The organism is Nocardia sp. NBC_01377, assembly GCF_045040005.1.
In the GTDB taxonomy this organism is placed as follows: Bacteria; Actinomycetota; Actinomycetes; order Mycobacteriales; family Mycobacteriaceae; genus Nocardia; species Nocardia noduli.
Window position 1 is genome coordinate 1 of sequence record NZ_CP109569.1, and the last position, 18,980, is coordinate 18,980.

At 67.0% G+C, this 18,980-nt stretch carries 22 protein-coding genes; 10 read left to right on the top strand and 12 right to left on the bottom strand.

Features of this window, described 5'->3' with window-relative positions; genetic code table 11:
• Positions 1 to 69: 69 nt before the first annotated feature.
• Both OG225_RS43750 and OG225_RS43755 read right to left on the bottom strand, forming a co-directional pair.
• Positions 70 to 405, bottom strand: a complete 336-nt coding sequence (locus OG225_RS43750) for a hypothetical protein (RefSeq protein ID WP_331764094.1) — start codon at positions 403 to 405, stop codon at positions 70 to 72.
• A gap of 112 nt (positions 406 to 517) precedes the next feature.
• Entirely contained in the window at positions 518 to 763 is a 246-nt protein-coding gene (locus OG225_RS43755) for a hypothetical protein (RefSeq protein ID WP_405183721.1), read from the bottom strand.
• A 208-nt stretch (positions 764 to 971) separates the two neighbouring features.
• Here OG225_RS43755 and OG225_RS43760 point away from each other — a divergent pair, with 208 nt between their 5' ends.
• The 5 genes from OG225_RS43760 (at position 972) to OG225_RS43780 (ending at position 5,197) form a co-directional block, all read left to right on the top strand.
• Positions 972 to 2,561, top strand: coding sequence for a DNA methyltransferase (locus OG225_RS43760; RefSeq protein ID WP_331764098.1), 1,590 nt, complete (start codon positions 972 to 974; stop codon positions 2,559 to 2,561).
• A complete protein-coding gene (locus OG225_RS43765; RefSeq protein ID WP_331764100.1) occupies positions 2,558 to 3,424 on the top strand; it encodes a phage Gp37/Gp68 family protein in 867 nt (288 codons plus the stop codon). The genes OG225_RS43760 and OG225_RS43765 overlap by 4 nt, the downstream gene beginning before the upstream one ends.
• Positions 3,412 to 3,807, top strand: coding sequence for a hypothetical protein (locus tag OG225_RS43770; protein WP_405183722.1), 396 nt, complete (start codon positions 3,412 to 3,414; stop codon positions 3,805 to 3,807). Before OG225_RS43765 ends, OG225_RS43770 begins: the two co-directional genes overlap by 13 nt.
• Positions 3,804 to 4,280, top strand: a complete 477-nt coding sequence (locus tag OG225_RS43775; RefSeq protein ID WP_331764103.1) for a hypothetical protein — start codon at positions 3,804 to 3,806, stop codon at positions 4,278 to 4,280. Before OG225_RS43770 ends, OG225_RS43775 begins: the two co-directional genes overlap by 4 nt.
• Positions 4,281 to 4,933: 653 nt before the next feature.
• Entirely contained in the window at positions 4,934 to 5,197 is a 264-nt protein-coding gene (locus tag OG225_RS43780; protein WP_405183723.1) for a hypothetical protein, read from the top strand.
• Between the two features lie 54 nt (positions 5,198 to 5,251).
• Here the strand turns inward: OG225_RS43780 and OG225_RS43785 are convergent, their stop codons facing one another.
• Positions 5,252 to 5,707: a hypothetical protein gene (locus OG225_RS43785; protein ID WP_331764107.1), complete on the bottom strand. Its 456-nt coding sequence runs from the start codon at positions 5,705 to 5,707 to the stop codon at positions 5,252 to 5,254.
• A 435-nt stretch (positions 5,708 to 6,142) separates the two neighbouring features.
• A complete protein-coding gene (locus OG225_RS43790; RefSeq protein ID WP_331764109.1) occupies positions 6,143 to 6,400 on the bottom strand; it encodes a hypothetical protein in 258 nt (85 codons plus the stop codon).
• A gap of 165 nt (positions 6,401 to 6,565) precedes the next feature.
• On the opposite strand from OG225_RS43790, the gene OG225_RS43795 reads away from it, so the two are divergent.
• Positions 6,566 to 6,892 (top strand): hypothetical protein, encoded by a 327-nt coding sequence (locus OG225_RS43795; RefSeq protein ID WP_331764111.1) that lies wholly within the window; start codon positions 6,566 to 6,568, stop codon positions 6,890 to 6,892.
• Positions 6,893 to 6,969: 77 nt separating this feature from the next.
• On the opposite strand, the gene OG225_RS43800 is transcribed toward OG225_RS43795, so the two are convergent.
• Positions 6,970 to 7,560, bottom strand: a complete 591-nt coding sequence (locus tag OG225_RS43800) for a recombinase family protein (RefSeq protein ID WP_331764113.1) — start codon at positions 7,558 to 7,560, stop codon at positions 6,970 to 6,972.
• Between the two features lie 236 nt (positions 7,561 to 7,796).
• Between OG225_RS43800 and OG225_RS43805 the strand changes: the two genes are divergently transcribed.
• Together OG225_RS43805 and OG225_RS43810 are read left to right on the top strand one after the other, a co-directional pair.
• Positions 7,797 to 8,171, top strand: coding sequence for a trypco2 family protein (locus OG225_RS43805; RefSeq protein ID WP_331764115.1), 375 nt, complete (start codon positions 7,797 to 7,799; stop codon positions 8,169 to 8,171).
• Between the two features lie 51 nt (positions 8,172 to 8,222).
• Entirely contained in the window at positions 8,223 to 12,185 is a 3,963-nt protein-coding gene (locus OG225_RS43810) for a tetratricopeptide repeat protein (RefSeq protein WP_331764116.1), read from the top strand.
• A gap of 94 nt (positions 12,186 to 12,279) precedes the next feature.
• Here the strand turns inward: OG225_RS43810 and OG225_RS43815 are convergent, their stop codons facing one another.
• From OG225_RS43815 to OG225_RS43825, 3 genes are all read right to left on the bottom strand, one after another.
• A complete protein-coding gene (locus tag OG225_RS43815) occupies positions 12,280 to 13,581 on the bottom strand; it encodes a pentapeptide repeat-containing protein (protein ID WP_405183724.1) in 1,302 nt (433 codons plus the stop codon).
• 191 nt (positions 13,582 to 13,772) lie between these two features.
• On the bottom strand, positions 13,773 to 13,931 hold the full coding sequence (locus tag OG225_RS43820) for a hypothetical protein (protein WP_331764120.1): 159 nt from the start codon (positions 13,929 to 13,931) through the stop codon (positions 13,773 to 13,775).
• A 109-nt stretch (positions 13,932 to 14,040) separates the two neighbouring features.
• On the bottom strand, positions 14,041 to 14,457 hold the full coding sequence (locus OG225_RS43825) for a hypothetical protein (protein ID WP_331764122.1): 417 nt from the start codon (positions 14,455 to 14,457) through the stop codon (positions 14,041 to 14,043).
• 176 nt (positions 14,458 to 14,633) lie between these two features.
• Between OG225_RS43825 and OG225_RS43830 the strand changes: the two genes are divergently transcribed.
• Both OG225_RS43830 and OG225_RS43835 read left to right on the top strand, forming a co-directional pair.
• The gene (locus OG225_RS43830; protein ID WP_331764124.1) at positions 14,634 to 14,969 is read left to right on the top strand and encodes a DUF6247 family protein; all 336 of its coding nucleotides are present in this window, start codon (positions 14,634 to 14,636) and stop codon (positions 14,967 to 14,969) included.
• Between the two features lie 4 nt (positions 14,970 to 14,973).
• Positions 14,974 to 15,228, top strand: coding sequence for a hypothetical protein (locus OG225_RS43835; protein ID WP_331764125.1), 255 nt, complete (start codon positions 14,974 to 14,976; stop codon positions 15,226 to 15,228).
• A gap of 125 nt (positions 15,229 to 15,353) precedes the next feature.
• Here OG225_RS43835 and OG225_RS43840 read toward each other — a convergent pair whose 3' ends face one another.
• The 4 genes from OG225_RS43840 to OG225_RS43855 are packed head-to-tail and all read right to left on the bottom strand — an operon-like array spanning position 15,354 to position 18,973.
• Positions 15,354 to 15,683: a hypothetical protein gene (locus OG225_RS43840; protein ID WP_331764127.1), complete on the bottom strand. Its 330-nt coding sequence runs from the start codon at positions 15,681 to 15,683 to the stop codon at positions 15,354 to 15,356.
• The gene (locus OG225_RS43845) at positions 15,680 to 18,175 is read right to left on the bottom strand and encodes an RRQRL motif-containing zinc-binding protein (RefSeq protein WP_331764129.1); all 2,496 of its coding nucleotides are present in this window, start codon (positions 18,173 to 18,175) and stop codon (positions 15,680 to 15,682) included. The genes OG225_RS43840 and OG225_RS43845 overlap by 4 nt, the downstream gene beginning before the upstream one ends.
• Before the next feature lie 7 nt (positions 18,176 to 18,182).
• On the bottom strand, positions 18,183 to 18,551 hold the full coding sequence (locus tag OG225_RS43850; RefSeq protein WP_331764131.1) for a hypothetical protein: 369 nt from the start codon (positions 18,549 to 18,551) through the stop codon (positions 18,183 to 18,185).
• A gap of 26 nt (positions 18,552 to 18,577) precedes the next feature.
• Positions 18,578 to 18,973: a hypothetical protein gene (locus OG225_RS43855; protein WP_331764132.1), complete on the bottom strand. Its 396-nt coding sequence runs from the start codon at positions 18,971 to 18,973 to the stop codon at positions 18,578 to 18,580.
• Positions 18,974 to 18,980: the final 7 nt, after the last annotated feature.

The following is an 18,980-nucleotide window of genomic DNA, read 5'->3' on the forward strand; positions in this document are numbered from 1 at the left end:
AGTGAGAGGGGTGTGTGGAGTGGGAGAAGAGGGGGAAATGAAGGCGTGAAAGAAGGGAAGTAGGTGGTGTCAGGGTGACGGCGGGTCTTCCAAGACCTCATCCGCCGCAGCCGAATTCGCTTCCCACACCTCGGCCGGAACCATCCGATCGTGGCGGCACTCCGGCAGTCGCGCCGGGGTGTAGATGACCGCCTCGCAGGTCCGGCAGATATGCGTGCGATGAAACCCGCCGACCCTCGGACACGCCACCGTGCCCGCCAGCACCCGGCCCGCACCGAGCAGATGCCCGTTGGGGCAGCGCCGCGGGGAGGGCTCGGCCCATCCGCCGTCGCGCAGCCGGTACAGCCTTCCGGGCTCGACCCGACGACCCTCGACGTAGTACTGCGGCACCCACGGATCGCACATGCGTTCGAATAATAGACCGGCGGGTCGGTTGTTCGATGCATTCGAGATCGGCGTCCTGCGGAGCGACGGTGGGGACGATTCCCGGCGTGATCACGCGCCGAGCCGGGACCTTCTACTGCTGCGAACTGACGGGGTTGTCGCTGACCTTGCCGTCGCGGATGCGTCCGACGTATTCGCGAGTGAACCCGGAATGCCGCGCCAGCGCGCTGGGGCCGATGCCCTCGGTCAATCCGCCACGGATCTCGGCGAGCAGCTCTGTGCGCGCGTCGGCGTAGGCCGCCGTCGCGACGTCGTAGCGTCGGCGGGCCTGCTCGATTCGACGGATCCGTTCCTCGCGGTCGGGCTGTTCCTCGCTCACGACCACACACGGTACCAGTGGATGCGACCACTGTTGACATGATCCGGGTGGATGCTTACCGTAAATGATGGTCGCAATCAGTGTTTGCGACCATCAGTCTCATTCGGTTTGTTCGTCCTTCTGGAGTCGCCATGACCGTCGTCAATGCCCCACCACTTCTCACACCACCCCGCACCGCTGACGTGGGCCTGGATCCGGCGGCCGCGCGATGAGCCTGCGGTCGACGGTGTACTTCGCCGGATGGGGTGGTGACCAGCTGGGCTGGGAGCAGGTACCGGGGGTATCGGGCCGTCTGGCGGCCAATCACAACCCGGTATGCGTGCAGGTCCACAGCCTGAATTTCCCGGGCACCGAGCATCTTCCGCCCGGCGATGTCGAGGACATCGACCTGGCCACCCTGCCCTACACCGAAATGTTCTGGGCGAGCCCGGCGTGCCCGGAGTGGACCGACGCCAAGGGCGTCAAACGCTACTTCGACCAGTCCAACCAGTACTCGATGTTCGACGAAGAACTGGGCAGGGTCGAGGATCCGGCGGCCTCGCGGTCGCGGGCGCTGATCGAACAGATCCCGCGGTACCTGCGCGCGATGGCCGCGCGGGGGACACCGGTACTGGCCGGTGCGATGGAGAACGTGATCCAGTGCCGACGCTGGGACGACTGGAAACGCTGGATCAAGGCCATCCAGGACGCCGCGCCGGGCGGTTACGACGTCCGGGTGATCGCGTTGAACTCCGGGCACGTACTGCCCCGGGCCTGCCTGCCGGTGCCGCAATCGCGAGACCGGCTGTATGTGGCGTACTGGCTCAAATCGTTGGGCCGCACACCGGATTGGGACAAGTGGCTGCGCCCGAAAGCGTGGTGCGGTTCCTGCGAGCAGATCGTCGACGCGCTCCAGTCCTGGAAGAAGCCCGGCGCCGACATGGGCCGCTACGGGATCCGCCACGGCCAGTACGTCTACCGCTGCCCGTCCAAGGCGTGCCGGGCCGCGATCGTCGACCCGATCACCACCCCCGCCGCCGTCGCGATCGACTGGAACCTGCCACCCGGAGCGAAGATCACCGACCGGTCAGAACCCCTGGCCGAGAACACGTTGGAGCGGATCCGGATCGGGCTGGCCAAGTTCGGCGGCTCCCCGATGCTGAGCCCGGCCGGGGGCACCTGGCGCACCGAACCGACGAGTCTCGGCGAGCCGATGCCCGCCCGGACCACTCGCGAATCCGACGCGCTGGTGCTTCCTCCGCTGGTGGTGCAGACCAGCGGGCGCGCGGCACCGACCGCGGTCTCCAGCGCCGGGATGCCGTTGCCGACCCAGACCACACGCCGAGAACTGGCCGTGGCCATCCCGCCGTTCATCGCCGAACTGCGCGGCGGCGGCTCCAAGAAATCCGCGCGGTCGCTGACCGAACCCCTGGCCACCTTCGCCGCATCGGGGTTCCATCACGGGCTGGTGCAACCGCCGGGATCCGAACACACTCGCCAGCTGCTGGTGCCCTACTACCGCACCGGGCGCGCGCACCCGATCAGTGAGCCGATGGGCACCCTGACCACCCGCGACCGATTCGGGCTCCTCGGCATCGACCCCGCCCAACTGCTGGGGCAGTGCACCTTCCGCATGTTGGAGGCCACCGAGATCCGCGCCGGAATGGCGTTCCCGGCGAACTTCCGCGCCGTCGGAGACAAACGCACCCAAGCCCGCGGTTACGGCAACGCCGTCACCCCCGCGGCCGCCGAAGTCATCGGCTGCGCACTCGTCGAAGCCATCACCGGCACAGATATCGAAAGGACAGTGGCGGCATGACCGCGATCGAATGGACCGACGTCACCTGGAACCCGGTCACCGGATGCGACCGCATCAGCCCCGGGTGCGACCACTGCTACGCGATGACCATGGCCAAACGACTCAAGGCGATGGGCTCGGCCAAATACCAGCGCGACGGCCACCCGGCCACCTCCGGCCCCGGATTCGGCGTCACCGTGCACTCCGACGCCCTCGACATCCCGCGCCGGTGGCGGGATCCGCGCATGGTGTTCGTCAACTCCATGTCGGATCTGTTCCACGCCAAGGTGCCCGTCGACTTCGTCCAGGCCGTGCTGGAGGTGATCGCCGAAACCCCTCAGCACACCTACCAGGTGCTGACCAAGAGGCCCGGTCGGGCGCGGCGCCTGGCCGAAGCCGGACGCATCACCTTCCCACCGAACCTCTGGTTGGGAACCAGCGTCGAGAACGGCGCGGTCACCGACCGCATCACCGAACTGACCAGCACACCCGGTGTCGCGGTGCGGTTCCTGTCGCTGGAACCGCTCCTCGGTCCCGTCGACCTGGACCGGTTCCTGTTCATGCGACGCTGCGCCGACGGCTGCTCGTGCCGTCACCCCGACGACGGCGACCGCAACGAATGCGCCTGCGGCGGCGAATGTGCCGAATGGCGTCCGGCGCCGGAAATCGACTGGGTGATCGTCGGCGGCGAATCCGGGCCGAACGCGCGCCCGATCCACCCGGACTGGGTTCGCGACCTGCGCGACCAGTGCGTCGACGCCGGGACGGCGTTCTTCTTCAAACAGTGGGGCGGCCGCACCCCGAAGTCGGCCGGGCGTGAACTCGACGGCGAGATCTGGAGCCAGTACCCGCAGAACAGGAGGGCGACATCGTGGCGCGGTTGATGTCGATCTCGCTGACCGAGGACGCGGTGCGCGAGCGCCGAAAGTTCGTGACGCGTCGAGCTGGGCGGCTGTTTCTACAGCCGGGGACACGGTTGACGTTGTGCCGCAAGGTCATGGGCCGCCGCAAGGGCGATCCGCTGGTGAAGATCGTCGACGTCGAGGTCCTCGATGTGCGCCGCGAGCGCCTGGACCTCATCACCGAAGACGACGTGCACCTGGAGGGGTTCCCGGACATGACACCGGCCGGGTTCGTCGAGTTCTTCTGCCGCACTCACACCGGCTGCACGCCGGATTCGCTGGTGACGCGCATCCGCTGGCGTTACCTCGACACTATTTCGACTCCCGACAACCACACAACAACCCTGAGAGAGGAAACCCGATGACCTTCGACATCACCACCGCCCACCGCGAGATCCTGGATCACCTGCTCGACCCGGAGTTCACGACGCTCAGCGTGGTCCCGGCCGCGTTGAGCGGGCATTACCCGCGCGGCTCCTACCAGGCCGATATGCCGATCGACTGGCTGTGGCCGATCATGGCCTTCACCCACCCTGCCGACCCGACGCGGCTGCTGATCAGCGTGCACACCACCCACCTCGGAACCCTGGTCGCCCTCGACCACATCGCCCACCACTTCTGCGAACACCCCATCTGCACCGCGGTCAACGCCCAACGTGAACGCGAACTCGCCGAGATCCCCGCTGACGGTGCCCTGTTCGCGCTCTGCCGGGTCGAGACACCTTTGGGCGCATTCCTTACCCCGTACATGGTCCACATCGACGACCTTCACGCCGCCGAGAATGGAGGCTGGACCGGGTCGCTCACCGAGTGGGGTTTCCTCGCCACGGAGCCGTAACCGCGCCGCCCGAATGAACGACAGTGCCCGTTGGACCAGTGTCAGGCTGGTCCAACGGGCACTGTCATGTTAATTCCCGGCCGAATAATATCGGGGGCAGAATCAATGTCGCGGCCTGTCGCAGCGAACCCGCGAATCTCCTCCCATCGGGTCTTGACCAGCCTCTTGACGAGGGTCTTTACCAGGGTGGCAATTGAGTCAAGACCTTGGTCAAGAGTCTGGTAAAGGCCCTGGTCAAGAGGCCATTCGAGACGCTGGTCAAGACCCGAAACCCGGTCCTACCTGTGGGTTTGGCTGTCCTGCCCTGTCTCGCTTCGTCGCAGGCTCCGATTCCTTGACCACCCTCTCTCGTGAAGAGTGAGACAGGGTGGTCAAGAAACCGGAGACAGGGCAGGACAGCCAAACCCACTGCAACAGAAGAATTCTGATGATGTGGGGGGACAGGGACCAAAAGAAAAGAACCGCGGCTCGGGGCGGTTGGTCGCGTCGCGTACGGCGGCTCGGCTCGGGCGCGGGGAGACTCGGCTCGCCAGCTGGCGCTGACATCGCCGGGCGGCGCGGTGTTCCATGCCTGCCGGTCAGTGTCTGCCGATACGCTCCACCCGACCGGCGACAGCGCCGACCGGCCCGGCCGGACCGGCGAGGGGGAAATCGTGGTGGTATCTCAGCAGCGCTACATCTGCACCAACTGCTCTTTCGGGTGGCACTACACCCCGTACTGCCCCTCCGCGGGCGCGGCGTCGCTGGGCTCGTCGCTCATGGCCCTCAGCGACGCCAAGTATCGAACCCGCCAAATCGAGAAGAAAATGGTCGAAGACGGCCTGTGGCCCGCACCCGCCGTCAAACGATTCCGGTTCCGCTGGTGGTGGATCCCGCTGGTCCTGACGGTGTGGATCGCGCTGATAATTCTGATCTGACCTGCGCTATGTCCGGTTTTCGACACGGAAATGAGGACCACACGCGATAGTGGTTCACTCCAGCGCGGTGGCGGCGCGAATCCACACGGCGCGTTCGGCTTCCATCATTTCCAGTGCGGCGTCCGGGGTCAGCTGCTCGGCGGTGCCGCTGACGACGACCAGGCCCGCGCCGAGGTGGTGCAGACCCGCGACCCGTTCCCGCCATGTCGGATCGGCGTGCAGCTCGCCGTCGTAGATCTCGCCGAGTCCGGCCGGGCCGCTGATCCGCACCGTGGCCACGCGTGGGCCGATGGCGACCGTCCAGCCCGGCGCCGGGTCGCCGAGGAAATCGGTGTCGCGCATCGGCTGTGCGCCGTGCTCGAGGAGGGCGGTGGTCCAGGCGTCCGCGGTGACCAGTGCCCCGGATTCGGCGACCAGGGTGGCGCGCATACGCGGTAGCAGGATCACGACCGGCGTGGTGCCGATGATGGCGGTGAAGGTGGTTGCCTGCTCGATCTCGGGCGTGGCCATGGCGACCGACACTACCGGTGCGCGCGGTTCGGTGACGGGCCGAATCGGTGCGGACAGTCATGTCCGGTGGTGTCGGAATTCGCGCTCATCCGCCCGATTTTAGATCGAACACTCGTTCGATTTCTGACCGCCGATAAGTGGGTCAACTCGGTTGTCATAGCTCCAGGCGGTTCGGGCGGGAGTCGATGGGTGGGGCCGCCGAGACACGAGGATTTCCCCGATCCGATGTCTCGGCGGCCCGATTTCCCCCAAACAGGCACACCTCTCGTGTTCCCGCGGCGGCTCTGTCACGGGGTGAGGGGCGGGCCTACTGGTGATTCGGAACTGTGTCCCGGCTGGATGCCGACCGATGCGGCGATGATCGGTCGCGGTGGATAGTCGGCGGCGTGTCGGCGATGCCCTGCCTGCGCCGAGCGAGCGCGTGCGGCGGGATAACTACAGGTGCCTTTTTCCTCTGCCGGTATTGACCGTGCGAGGTAGCGGATCGTGTGTTTCACGATCAGGCAGAGTGAAAGTGTCCTCTTCGCAGAGGTTTTCGCGACCAACCAGGACCATCAATGTATCCGTCGCTGTGCTCATCGATTCCATTCCAGCACAGGTTGCTGGAATCGCGAGGAAGAACCAGCGCGCCGACGAACCCGACCTCGGGTCGACGATCCCGCCGTCCGCGATCAGCATCTCGGCTTCGGCCATCCCGGTTGTCAGCGATTAGCTTTCGGTGCTCTTCCACCGCTACTATCCCCGGTCTGGCAACGATGCCGCTATCTATCGAAGGTCTCCGAACTGGACACCACACGGAGATCGGATCTCACTCGTCTCGAACTTTACTGTGGCAGTGCTCGATTCCTAGGAGTAGGTATGCAGCGCAAGAACCGGTTGATGATGGGTCTGGGTGGAATGGTGGCCAGCGCGATGATCGCGGTCACGGTCGGAGCCGGGACAGCGACAGCGGCGCCGACCGGTTGCTCCAAGGGCGGAGGCAACACCTATGCCAACGCTATCTGTACTGGCGGCAACGGCTCGTACCAGGCATACGCGACCTGCTTCAATCCCACGATTCCTGGTGCCACCTTCTACAAATTCGTCGAAGGTCCGTGGAAACGGGCTGGCAGCAAGGAGACCAGCACCGTCTGGTGTCCGTTCCTCTACGTGGTCGAGTCGCGGGGTATCGGCCTGCGCAAATGATGGCACGCTGCGGTGAAGTCGACCATCTTGATGGACCGTGCAGGCGTCGGTGAGGCAATGTCCGACCTCGGAATCCACTAAATACGCCCCGGCGCGGGATCGGCGCTGAGTTCGGCGGTTTTCACGACGCCGTGGACCACGGCCAGGCTGATCTCGACGCCGCGGGCGATCTCGCGCAGCGACTGGCCCTCGGCTCGGCGGGCCAGGATCGCACGGCGTTTGTCGTCGTCGACGACGGTCGGTCGCCCACCTCGGCGGCCGCGCCGTGCGGCGGCGTCGAGTCCGTCGCGGGTCTTGCGTGCGATGTCGCGGCGCCGGTCCTCGGCCAGGGCGAGGGCCAGGTCGAGGATGAGGCTGCGTTCGGTGTGCTCGCCGGCGGCGATGCCCGCCAGGATCTTCACCGCGACGCCCTGCTGGAACAGATCGTTGAGCACGATCAGTCCTTCGAGGAGGTTGCGGCCGAGCCGGTCGGCTTCCTGGACGGTGAGCATGTCTTCGCCGGGGCGCATGTAGTCCAGGGCGGCGCGCAGGCCGGGCCGGTCGGCGACGCGCAGGCTGCCGCTGATCTTCTCCTCGAACACCTTCACGCAGATCGGGTCGAGGTCGTCGTGCTGTCGGTGGGTCTCCTGCTTGCTGGTGCTGACCCGTACGAGACCGACGAGCGCCATTCCACCCTCCCAGATGTTCGGTAAACGTGTTCGTAAACTGTCCTCGACACTACCAGTAAACGAACGGGTTTCCGAACACGTGATCCTGGGGAAACACCGCACCTGTTCGGCGCGGTGTTCGTGTTCGGTAGACGATCGTTTTCCGAACACTGGCGTCGGCCGTCTCGCGGCGGGTAGCTCGTTTTGAAACAAGCGTTCGTGCACGGTTTTTCGTGTTCTGTCGTGGTGGGTGCAGGATGGGCGGGAATGTAGCGGCGGCGCTGCTGATGGCGATAGGGGTGGTCATGGAGATCGAGTTGGCGGACGCGGTCGCGGCGTTGCGTGATGAGTTGTTGACCGCGGCGGCCAAGGGTGCCGGTGCGGGCCTGAATTTCGAGGTCGGGCCGATCGAGTTGTCGTTCGAGGTCGAGTTGCGTCGTGACGCGTCGGTCAAGGCAGGGTTCAAGGCGTGGGTGGTCAACGGCGAAGCCAAAGCGGGACTCGCGCACGCCCGCACCCAACGCGTCACCCTCACTCTGACTCCGAAGAATCCGGGTGGTGGAGGCGTGTTGGTCGGCAGTGACCAGCAGCAGCGGGTGCCGGGCGCCGACGACGAGCGTTACGAGCCGTAGCCACGAAGGTCTGGGCGGCGAACCGCGCGGCGTGAAGGAGGGGTTCGGCGGGTGCGATGGGAACAACTGGTCGGTGTGACCGGTGCGGGCAGCGCGGGGTCGGGGTATCTGATCGCGCCCCGGCTGGTGCTGACCTCGGCGCACGTGGTCGGTGAGCACGCCACCGAGGTGACGGTGATTCGGCCCGGCCGCCCCGGTGTGTACACCGGCTCGGTGGCCTGGTGTGGGCGTGGGGACGGTACGAGCGATGCCGCCCTCGTCGAGATCACCGATCTGGGGTGGGAGCCGCCGCGGATGCGGCCGGTGATCTGGGGTCGCACCGTCACCCACCGGCCCGGGATCGTGTGTCGCACCTGGGGCTTACCGGATTTCGCCCAGCAGGTGGGCAAGGCCGCCGACGCCGAGCAGCCGACCGGCACTCTCAACCCCGGCGACGGCTACGGCCACCGGCACATCCTGCACCTGAGCGAACATCCCCCCACCGCGCTCGGGGAGTCTCCGTGGAAGGGGATCTCCGGGGCGGCGGTCTACTGCGGGTCTCTGTTGACCGGGGTGGTAGCCACCGACCTCGATCACCGCGGCCACGGCGCGCTCGGTGTGGTGCCCGCCTATGTCCTGCTGGCTCGGTCCGGATTCCGGGAGGTGGTCCAACGCCATTGCGGTCCGGCGGGGTTGGAGTGGGCGCCGGTGGAGTTGCAGGAGTTGGCCGATCACCAGTCCCCGACCCGTGCCGCGACGGTGGCGGGCACGCCGGCGACATTGCTGACCGCGCGACGCGCGGTGGTCGAGTTCCGCGGCCGCACCGACGTGCTCACCGATCTGCGCGCGTGGACGTCCGGGCCCGGGGTGGATATGTGGTTGGTGCACGGTGCGGGTGGGCAGGGCAAGACTCGCCTGGCTCACCAGCTCGGTACCGAACTCGCCGCGAGCAAGGAACGCTGGTCGGTGTTGTGGCTCGATCCCGCGTTCGACACCGCCGAAAGACTGCGGGTACTCGGGCAGGTCGTGACCCCACTGCTGGTGGTGATCGATTACGCCGAAGCGCGGGTGCCGCAGGTGGGGGTGTTGTTGACCGAGCTGGCCGCCCACGTCGGGGACCGGCCGGTGAAGGTGCTGCTGCTGGCCCGCACGGTCGGGGAATGGTGGACCCAACTGGGCGCGACCAATGACGTGGTCGGTGACATCACCGCCCGCACCCACCACACCACCCTGCACCCGCTCGACGACGACCCCGAATCCCGCCATGGCACCTACCGCGACACCGTGGACGCGTTCGCGGCCGAGCTTGCTCGACTCCCGGATCTGGGCGGGGTGGGGTGGGCGCAGGCCGCCGCCACGGTGTCGGCCGGCCCGTATCGGGATCTCGGGAACGACACGACGGTGCTGGGGGTGCAGATGGCCGCCCTGGCGGACCTGCTCGACACCGTTCACCCCACCACAACGCCTGTGGTGGCGGGTCAGCAGAGTCTGGAAGACCGGATCCTCGAGCACGAACACCGCTACTGGAGCGCCACCGCCACCCGCCACAACCTCGACGACCTCGGAATCGCCACGCTCAAAGACATCCTGGCAGCCACGGTCGTACTCGGCGCCACCACCAGCGAAGAACTCGGGCAGGTGCTGGCGCGGATCCCGGATCTCGAAGACCAGCCGCGCCTGATCCACACCAGGATCCGGGACTGGCTGATGAGCCTCTACCCCGGCCGGACCGCCCGCGCCTACGCCGGGCTGGGACCCGACCGGCTCGCCGAACAACTCGTGGGCAGGTTGATACTGCACCCGACCCGCGACTGCGTCATCGAAACCCTCGCCGCCACCACCGACACCGAAGGCGAAGCCGAGCAACTGCTGACCGTGTGCGCACGCGCCGCCGCACACCCCACCCTCACCGCCACCGCGGACACACTCACCACCTGGTGCGTGCGACACCCCACCCTGCACCTGGCCGCGGTCCGAGTCGCCACCCGCGTCGAAAACCCCACCCCCCTGATCACCGCACTCGACCAGATCGCCACCACCCCCACCACCGCACCCGACACCCTCCACGCCCTCCACGACGCCATCCCAGACCAGACCCGCGTACTCGCCACCACCGCCGCAACCCTCACCCACACCCTCACCGAGCACTACCGCCACACCAACAACCAACCCGATCTCGCGATGAGTTTGAACAATGTCTCGGTCCGGTTGGGGGATTTGGGTCGCCGTGAGGAAGGCCTCGCCGCGATCGAGGAGGCCGTGAAGATCTACCGGGTGTTGGCCGAACGCCATCCCGATGCCTACCTGCCCGACCTCGCGAGCAGTTTGAACAATGTCTCGATCCGGTTGGGGGAGTTGGGTCGTCGTGAGGAAGGCCTCGCCGCGATCGAGGAGGCCGTGAAGATCTACCGGGTGTTGGCCGAGCGCCACCCCGATGCCTACCTGCCCGACCTCGCGATGAGCTTGAACAATGTCTCGATCCGGTTGGGGGAGTGGGGTCGTCGTGAGGAAGGCCTCGCCGCGATCGAGGAGGCCGTGGGGATCCGGCGGGTGTTGGCCGAGCGCCACCCCGATGCCTACCTGCCCGACCTCGCGAGCAGTTTGAACAATGTCTCGATCCGGTTGGGGGAGTGGGGTCGTCGTGAGGAAGGCCTCGCCGCGATCGAGGAGGCCGTGGGGATCCGGCGGGTGTTGGCCGAGCGCCACCCCGATGCCTACCTGCCCGACCTCGCGAGCAGTTTGAACAATGTCTCGGTCCGGTTGGGGGATTTGGGTCGTCGTGAGGAAGGCCTCGCCGCGATCGAGGAGGCTGTGAAGATCTACCGGGTGTTGGCCGAGCGTCATCCCGATGCCTACCTGCCCGACCTCGCGATGAGCTTGAACAATGTCTCGATCCGGTTGGGGGAGTTGGGTCGTCGTAAGGAAGGCCTCGCCGCGATCGAGGAGGCCGTGAAGATCTACCGGGTGTTGGCCGAGCGCCACCCCGACGCCTACCTGCCCGACCTCGCGAGCAGTTTGAACAATGTCTCGGCCGATTTGGGGGAGTTGGGTCGTCGTGAGGAAGGCCTCGCCGCGATCGAGGAGGCTGTGAAGATCTACCGGGTGTTGGCCGAGCGTCATCCCGATGCCTACCTGCCCGACCTCGCGATGAGCTTGAACAATGTCTCGATCCGGTTGGGGGAGTTGGGTCGTCGTGAGGAAGGCCTCGCCGCGATCGAGGAGGCCGTGGGGATCCGGCGGGTGTTGGCCGAGCGCCACCCCGATGCCTACCTGCCCGACCTCGCGAGCAGTTTGAACAATGTCTCGGTCCGGTTGGGGGATTTGGGTCGTCGTGAGGAAGGCCTCGCCGCGATCGAGGAGGCTGTGAAGATCTACCGGGTGTTGGCCGAGCGTCATCCCGATGCCTACCTGCCCGATCTCGCGATGAGCTTGAACAATGTCTCGGTCGGGTTGGGGGAGTTGGGTCGTCGTGAGGAAGGCCTCGCCGCGATCGAGGAGGCCGTGGGGATCCGGCGGGTGTTGGCCGAACGTCATCCCGATGCCTACCTGCCCGATCTCGCGAGCAGTTTGAACAATGTCTCGGCCGATTTGGGGGAGTTGGGTCGTCGTGAGGAAGGCCTCGCCGCGGCCGAGGAGGCCGTGGGGATCCGGCGGGTGTTGGCCGAACGCCATCCCGACGCCTACCTGCCCGACCTCGCGAGCAGTTTGAACAACGTCTCGGCCGATTTGGGGGAGTTGGGTCGTCGTGAGGAAGGCCTCGCCGCGGCCGAGGAGGCCGTGGGGATCCGGCGGGTGTTGGCCGAACGCCATCCCGACGCCTACCTGCCCGACCTCGCGGACAGTTTGAACAACGTCTCGGTCCGGTTGGGGGATTTGGGTCGTCGTGAGGAAGGCCTCGCCGCGGCCGAGGAGGCCGTGGCGATCTACCGGATGTCAGCTGAGCGGCATCCGGCGTTGTACGAAGTCGACGTCGAACGAATGCAAAGAGTCCTCGGCTGGTTGCGGTCCACCTCCGCAGGAAACGAACCTCACTGAATCAGGCCTATTACCGCCATCGCGTGAAGGTGACCGTTCGTACGTCAGCAGAGGCTGACCGCCGAAACCGCCGATAGCCGGGTCTTATCGGCGGTCAGAGTTCGGGTCTGGACCCGTGAACGGCATCCGCCGGAGGGGTGAACCCATGCGGCCATATGGTCTCGTCGTCGTGCCTGGCCTCGGTCAGGTTCGCGCCGTTCAGGTTCGCGCCGTTCAGGTTCGCGCGGCTCAGTTTCGCGCCGGTCAGTTTCGCGCCGGTCAGTTTCGCGCGGCTCAGGTCCGCGCCGTTCAGGTTCGCGTCAGGCAGTTTCGCGCGGCTCAGGTCCGCGCCGGTCAGTTTCGCGTCAAGCAGTTTCGCGCGGCTCAGGTCCGCGCCGTTCAGGTTCGCGTCGGTCAGGTTCGCGTCGGTCAGTTTCGCGCCGTTCAGGTTCGCGCCGATCAGGTGCGCGCGGCTCAGGTGCGCGCGGCTCAGTTTCGCGTCGGTCAGGTTCACGCCGGTCAGGTTCGCGCCGCCGGTCAGTGCCGCGAAGGTCAGGTTCGCGCCGATCAGGTTCGCGCCGGTCAGTTTCGCGCCGGTCAGTTTCGCGCGGCTCAGGTTCACGCCGGTCAGTTTCGCGTCAGGCAGTTTCGCGCGGCTCAGGTCCGCGACGCTCAAGTTCACGCCGGTCAGTTTCGCGCCGGTCAGTTTCGCGCCAGCCAGATTCGCGCTGGCCAGATTCGCGTCGGTCAGGTCCGCGCCGAGCAAGGACAGGTCGGCGAGGTCGAGGCGGGCGAGGGTGCAGTTCGGCAGGGAGATCTGGCGCAAGTCGATGGAAACTTCTGCCCAGGATTTCGGGTCCTCGGTCGGGCGTCGTCGGCGGCGGGTGAGGACGGCGAGGATGGTCTGGCGGATCTCGCGTTCGGACAGATCCGGCTGTTCCCCCTCCATGGGTTGCGGGAAGGGCACACGCAGGTACCACTGGAGCAGGTCGATGCAGACCTGGCGTTCCTCGTCCTCGCCGATCGCGTGCCAGTCGTCGGCAAGCGCGGTCAGCGCGTAGACCCCGGCCTGGCGGATCGCGGCCGAGGCGTGGGCGAGCTGCTCGGCGCTGCTGGTGTAGCGCTTGCGTAGGCCCTCGATCCGCTCCAGCTCGTGTTTGCGGTCGAACTGCGCGCGGTCCTGTTCCTGCTTGCCTGTGAAGTGTTTCTCGGTCTGGCGGCGGTTCAACAACACACCCCCGAACGCGATCGTCGCGGCCACCACCGCCAGCACCCCGGTGAGCACCGTGGCCACCGGCTGGGTGAACCACCCCGGATTCGACGTCGTGGCGGTCGACGGCGCCTGCGCGACCGCGGGCCCGGCCATCACCACCGCGGCCGCGAACACCACGACCGGCCCCCCGAGCAATCTCCTCATGCCGCCGATCCTGTCACCCACCCCGGCCACGCACCGGGCAATCACGGTGACGCCCAAACGAGTTCGACCGGCACCGTGGCCGCGCCCGGTCCATGGGCGGCCGTCCAGCCCGGGCGCCGCCATTGAACCAGCCCCACACCCACCCTCGATCTGACGTCGATAGCGACCGCGATGCGGGATTTATCAGCGGGTCAGTCGCGGGTCTTGTACGTGATGAGGTTGCCTTCACTGCCACGTGCCGCCATGCACAGGTCGTAGACGTTCGCGTCGTCCGCGAGTTGCCTCACCTTGATCTCGGACGCTCGGTCTCCCGCAGTGGTCGCCGGAAACTCGATCTGTTGCTCGGCCATGCTTCTCACCTCTCGTCGTTCGAATCACGTGAGGCTACGGCACCGGCCCGACAGAGAAGTGGGCTTTATCGGCGGTCAGAACCGTTCATCCGGTGGCAATCGGGCGCTGTCAGGAGCAAAACACCTGGGTCACCAGATTCTCCTCGGTTGGGTTGTAGACGACGGTGAGCCGACCCTTATCCGGGTAGATCTGACCCAGCCCGTCCAGGCTGACGATGATGCGATTCGACGGGAGGTCCGTGACCGCCGTCGGTTTACCTGTCCCGCTGAACGTGTGGTTCTCTGGGTCGAAGTGCGCTCCCGTGAGGTATTTCCACGGACCGGCGTCGCAGCCGAAATCGAACGGCTCCTTCTTCAATTTCGGTTTTGCGGCGCCAGGGGAGACAGGTGCGCCCTCCGACTGCGCACCTGCCCGCGGGGCACCCGACGGCTGCGCGCCCGGATCCGGAGCGGCCGTACCGGCGGCGGCCCCGCCCAGCAGCAGCGCGGCGGACAGGAACGGGACGAGCAGTACTGCACGTGACACGCGAATTCCCTTCTCTACCTGGACAGAGCACCCAGAGCGTAGAGACCAGCAACCTCCGGTAAGGGAAAGAACGACACCTCAGTTCGAGTGTCGGAACATCAATAGCCTGAGACGGGATTCAGCAGGTGGAAACAGGAATCGCGTCGGGTGGTCGGGTCGCGGGATATCGTGGTGGCATGGCATCGCCTCAGCCCACACCAGCGGTCGGTCCCGCGCTGGTCGCGCCGACCACCCCGGCCGCGATCCGCGACGCCCTGGTCGCGGCGGATCGCGGCGAGTTCGAGCGCCAATACCGCGAGGAGATGACCGCGGCCGCCGAGTCGCTGGACCTCACCGGTGTGCTGTCGGTACTGGCCGAGTGGCGTGAGGTCGCTGACCTCACCCAGCGCCAGGGCGTTGCCGCCCACGAGCGGATGCTCGCGGTGGTGGCCGACCTGGAACAGGGCCGCCCGGTGCCGACCACCGGCGCCGCCGAGGTCCGCGCCATGATCGCCGCCCGGCTCGCTCAGTAGCCGCTTGTACTCCTACGAGCAGGCCGACGAGGTCGGCCAGGTACTCGCGGGGATGCCGATCGAGCTGCTGGAGTACTTCGCCGAGCTGATCGCCTTCCTCGAACTCACACCGTGGACCGGTCGGCCCTTCCAGCCACGCAATCCCGAGGGCAACCTGCGCAAGATGGTGTTCGGCCCGAACAGCGAGGCCCTGCTGGTGTATCTGATCCTCGAAGAACAGCGACGTGTCGTCGGGATCAGCCTGATCTGGCTCGACTGACGACGCCGACGGTTCGACCGCGCGCGGTCTTCGAGGTCGATTCCCCCCCCGAGACATGGAACGACCCCTGGGAGGTTCGCGCCCCAGGGGTCGTTCGATATCGCGGGAGTCAGCTCCCTACTCGGTTACCGGATGTCCTCGATCCGGATCTGGCCATCAGCGGAGTGGACAGTCTGTCCGGAACGCCCTGTGCGGGTGATCCAGTCGTTGAGCCGCTGGTAACCGCAGACGCGCAGGAGGTCGTCGACGGCGGTGATGTCGACCAGCGCGCCCGGCTCGGCGGGGGTGATGCCGTCGAAACTCAGCGATTCCCACCAGGACTCGATGGTGCGCCCGACGATTCCGTCTCCGTCGTCGCCTTCCCACGGATCGGACTGGAACAGGTCGACCACCGGGCCGCCGTCAGCGTCCAGGCGAGCACAGATCCACACGTAGACGATGTCGTCGATGGTCACCGCTCGACCTCCGGGGAGTTGCGGCGCATCGAATGCCGTGCTGGGGCGGGGGAGGACGGTTGCGCGGACCGGTCGGCGCGGTGCGCGCGGTTGCGGCCGCTGCTGCGCGGCGCGCGACCGTTGGCGACGGCACGGCGCTGGGCCGCCTGGTCCTCGCGCTGGGCGATGGCCGCATCGGTACGGGTCTTCCACTGGGTCCGGCGCTGCGCCGCGGGGCGGCCGAGCTGTCCGGCTTCGCGGGCGCGGCCGTCGATCACATCGCGAACCTTCAGTTTGGTGTCGCGGTCGACTCCGGCCTTGTCCAACGCTTGCCCGAGGTATCGACGCTTCTCGGCGAATTCCTCGCGTTCGCGCTCGACACCGAGGGGCGCGCCCTCGGCAACGGAGTAGACCGAGTCACTGATCCGCGATACCGCGTGGTCGACGATCCGTCCCTGGTGGCTGTCGGGCTCGACGGCGCCGCTGTCCGCGATCAGTTCCCGCACTTGCTTTCTGGTCGCGGTCGACAGTTCTGCGGCGGGCCGGTTACTGCGCAGCAGGTCGACCTCGGATTTGGTGCGCTCGTCGACCCACATCAGTTCCGGCAGCTGGCTCTCGTGGCCGATGCGCCCGCAATCGATATCGGCCAACACCGCGGTGATCTGATGCCGTTCGGCCGTGGTCAACCCTTTGCCGGTCTCGGCGGCCGCGCGCAGCTGCTCGCGGCGGGTGGCCATGCGTTCGATTTTCAGGAGAGTGTCGTCGGTGACGCCCAACCGTTCGGGGTCTTCCTGGGCGAAGGACGCCGCCTCCTGGACGATGTAGTCGGAGACGCGCAGCAGATCACCCGCGTCCATCGCGTAGAACATCAGTTCCTCGCTGACGTGTTCGCGGTCGACGTAGCCGGGCCAGATATCGGTCTCGACCGGCTGCCCGGCGGTGATAGCGCGTCCGACCTCACGCATGGCGTCCTGGTCGGGCGCGGTCATCACCGAGATCTCCTCGGCCATCCGACCGGGCTGGACCTGGCCGCGTGCGAAGTAGTCGAGCATTTTCGCTGCGCGGCCACGGGCTTCCTCACCGGGATCGACCTGTACCGGGGTATCGAGCAGGTCGACATCGACGGCGTCGCGCAGGTAGTCGACGGTGAATTCGAGCGCGGCACGGTCGGTGTCGGGCATCTTCACTTTGCCCAGCTCGGTGAGCAGCTCCCCGTACCGGTAGGGCTCCTTGTCGACGTAGACCTGCGGGTCCTCGGGTTCGAAGTACTGATCCGACCACGCCGTCATGACCTCACCGACAGCGGCTTTGACGTCCTCGGGCAACGCCAAGCCCGCCACGACGTCGACGGCGGCGAGTTCACGGACCCGCACCGCGCGGGCCTGCGCCTCGACCTGGGCGGTGCGCGCGTCGAACTCGGGATCGATACCGACGCTCAGCTCGTCGATGTCGACGAGCACGCCCCACTGCTGGCGCAGAGCACCCGTGATCTCGGTGACGCGGTCCGCAGCCACCGGGGAGGCTTCCTTCCACGTCAGGGCCTTGCCCAACGCTGCGGCACGGGCGTCGCGGTTGTTGTCGGGCAGCTGCGTGAGTGCGGCCTCGTCGCGTTCGAGGGCGACCTCGATCCGTTCGGCCAGCGCGTCGGCGGCGGCCTGACCGCGGCGTTCGGCGGCCTGCATGTCGACGAACATGCGCTCGCGACGATCGCGGGCCTGGTTGACCGCGACCAGGGCGTGCAGGTGGGCGAGGCGCTGGCCGTGCCCGACCGGCACGGTCTCGGTGGCGGCCGCGGCGAGGTCGGCCTGGATCCACTTGTCGAGGGCGTCGTTACTGGGCGCGTTCATGCCCGGTTCGTCTTCTACCTGGATGTTGTCGATCCATGCGGCTTGATCGGGGCTGATCAGTCCGGAGGCGAGGTCGGCGCGGGTCTCGGCCTGGATCTCGGCGAGTTGTTCGGCGGCGGTTCTGGGCCGGGCGTCTTCGGCACGGCGGGCCTCGATCGCGGCGTCCTGGGCTTCGGACTCGGCGATCCTGGCCCTCGTCGCGCGGAGCCGACGCGCACCCTCGCGCTGCCGGTCCATGCTGTCCGGTGAGAACAGACCGGTCCCGGTCGTGTCCTGGAAGTCGTTGCTGCTCATGTCGTTGTTCTCCTGAGAGTGATTGCGGGATGGTTGGTTTCGGTCCCATTGGGATCCGGGATCGACCTCGGCGGTGAGGTCGGTGCGGGTGTAGCCGTGGCGTTCGGCCGCGCGGGCCTGGTGCTCACGGGTCGCTTTCGCGATGGCGTCGAGCTGCGCGGGCGAAGGCACGCGCTTGGGGCGGGCCAGGGCGATGTCGTAGAGATGGGCGATCAGTCGGCGGCCGCGTCGTTTGCCGAGCATCAGCGCGGCCACGTCCTGCCCACCCGGACTGAGTCCCGCCGCACGGAGTTGGCGGCGGGTTTTCAGGTGAGACGGAGCAGCCCGCCACGGGTAGGTGTCGGGCTGCTCGTTCTCGTGCACTGCGGTCACGGGTGATTCACTCCGGCAGGGCCGGTGCGAGGGTGGCCAGGAACTCGGCCTCGCGGTGGTAGTCGTCGAGCATGATCGTCAGCGCGTTGAGCCCCAGGGCGGTGATCCCGGCATCGGTGACCGCACGCGAGATCTCGTACTGCGCATCCAGGAATCGGGCGCGGCTGGCCTCGACGTCGTGGTTGTTGGCGATGTTGTTGAGCGCGTAGTTCAGGTCCTGGGCGCGGTGGGTGATACGCCGTTGCAGGCGCTCGTCGAGCAGATCCCGCGGGCCCAGCAGGGCCGCGAGCAGGGTGCCGCGCGAGACGGTCATCCGCATCGCGATCGCGTCGTGCAGATCCGCCGGGGTCGGGTCGAGGATTTCGGTGGTGGACATGGGATTTCCTTCTTCCTGAGGGGTGTTCAGCGGCCCTGGCCGGGTTCGCTGTGCGGGAGGAGGTCGGCCATGTGTTCGGCCTCGCGCAGGAAGTCGTCGAGCATCGCTCGCAGCGTGTTCAGCGACCAGTTGCTCATTTCGGCCTCGGCGACCGCCGCTTCCAGGGCGGTGCGCGATTGCTGATACCGGGCGCGGGCCGCGTCGACAGCGCGGCCGCTGGCGAGTTCGTAGAGAGCGAAATCGAGATCTCGTCCGGCCGCGTCGATGGGATCTTTGAAGTGCGGGGGCAGCGAATCGGTCGGACCCAGCAGCGACGTCAACAACCTGCCGCGCGTCCTCGACATCGAGAGCACGGCGTTGAAATGCCGATCGGCGGGCGAGTCGACTTCGCTGCGGTGAGCGTGGGTTGCGGTGGTGGACATGGGATTT

Bases quoted from the DNA above. Each gene is read 5' to 3' on its own strand.
- OG225_RS43750 (WP_331764094.1), bottom strand. From the start codon at position 405: ATGTGCGATCCGTGGGTGCCGCAGTACTACGTCGAGGGTCGTCGGGTC.
- OG225_RS43760 (WP_331764098.1), top strand. From the start codon at position 972: ATGAGCCTGCGGTCGACGGTGTACTTCGCCGGATGGGGTGGTGACCAG.
- OG225_RS43765 (WP_331764100.1), top strand. From the start codon at position 2,558: ATGACCGCGATCGAATGGACCGACGTCACCTGGAACCCGGTCACCGGA.
- OG225_RS43775 (WP_331764103.1), top strand. From the start codon at position 3,804: ATGACCTTCGACATCACCACCGCCCACCGCGAGATCCTGGATCACCTG.
- OG225_RS43785 (WP_331764107.1), bottom strand. From the start codon at position 5,707: ATGGCCACGCCCGAGATCGAGCAGGCAACCACCTTCACCGCCATCATC.
- OG225_RS43790 (WP_331764109.1), bottom strand. From the start codon at position 6,400: ATGGCCGAAGCCGAGATGCTGATCGCGGACGGCGGGATCGTCGACCCG.
- OG225_RS43795 (WP_331764111.1), top strand. From the start codon at position 6,566: ATGCAGCGCAAGAACCGGTTGATGATGGGTCTGGGTGGAATGGTGGCC.
- OG225_RS43800 (WP_331764113.1), bottom strand. From the start codon at position 7,560: ATGGCGCTCGTCGGTCTCGTACGGGTCAGCACCAGCAAGCAGGAGACC.
- OG225_RS43805 (WP_331764115.1), top strand. From the start codon at position 7,797: ATGGGCGGGAATGTAGCGGCGGCGCTGCTGATGGCGATAGGGGTGGTC.
- OG225_RS43815 (WP_405183724.1), bottom strand. From the start codon at position 13,581: ATGAGGAGATTGCTCGGGGGGCCGGTCGTGGTGTTCGCGGCCGCGGTG.
- OG225_RS43820 (WP_331764120.1), bottom strand. From the start codon at position 13,931: ATGGCCGAGCAACAGATCGAGTTTCCGGCGACCACTGCGGGAGACCGA.
- OG225_RS43830 (WP_331764124.1), top strand. From the start codon at position 14,634: ATGGCATCGCCTCAGCCCACACCAGCGGTCGGTCCCGCGCTGGTCGCG.
- OG225_RS43850 (WP_331764131.1), bottom strand. From the start codon at position 18,551: ATGTCCACCACCGAAATCCTCGACCCGACCCCGGCGGATCTGCACGAC.
- OG225_RS43855 (WP_331764132.1), bottom strand. From the start codon at position 18,973: ATGTCCACCACCGCAACCCACGCTCACCGCAGCGAAGTCGACTCGCCC.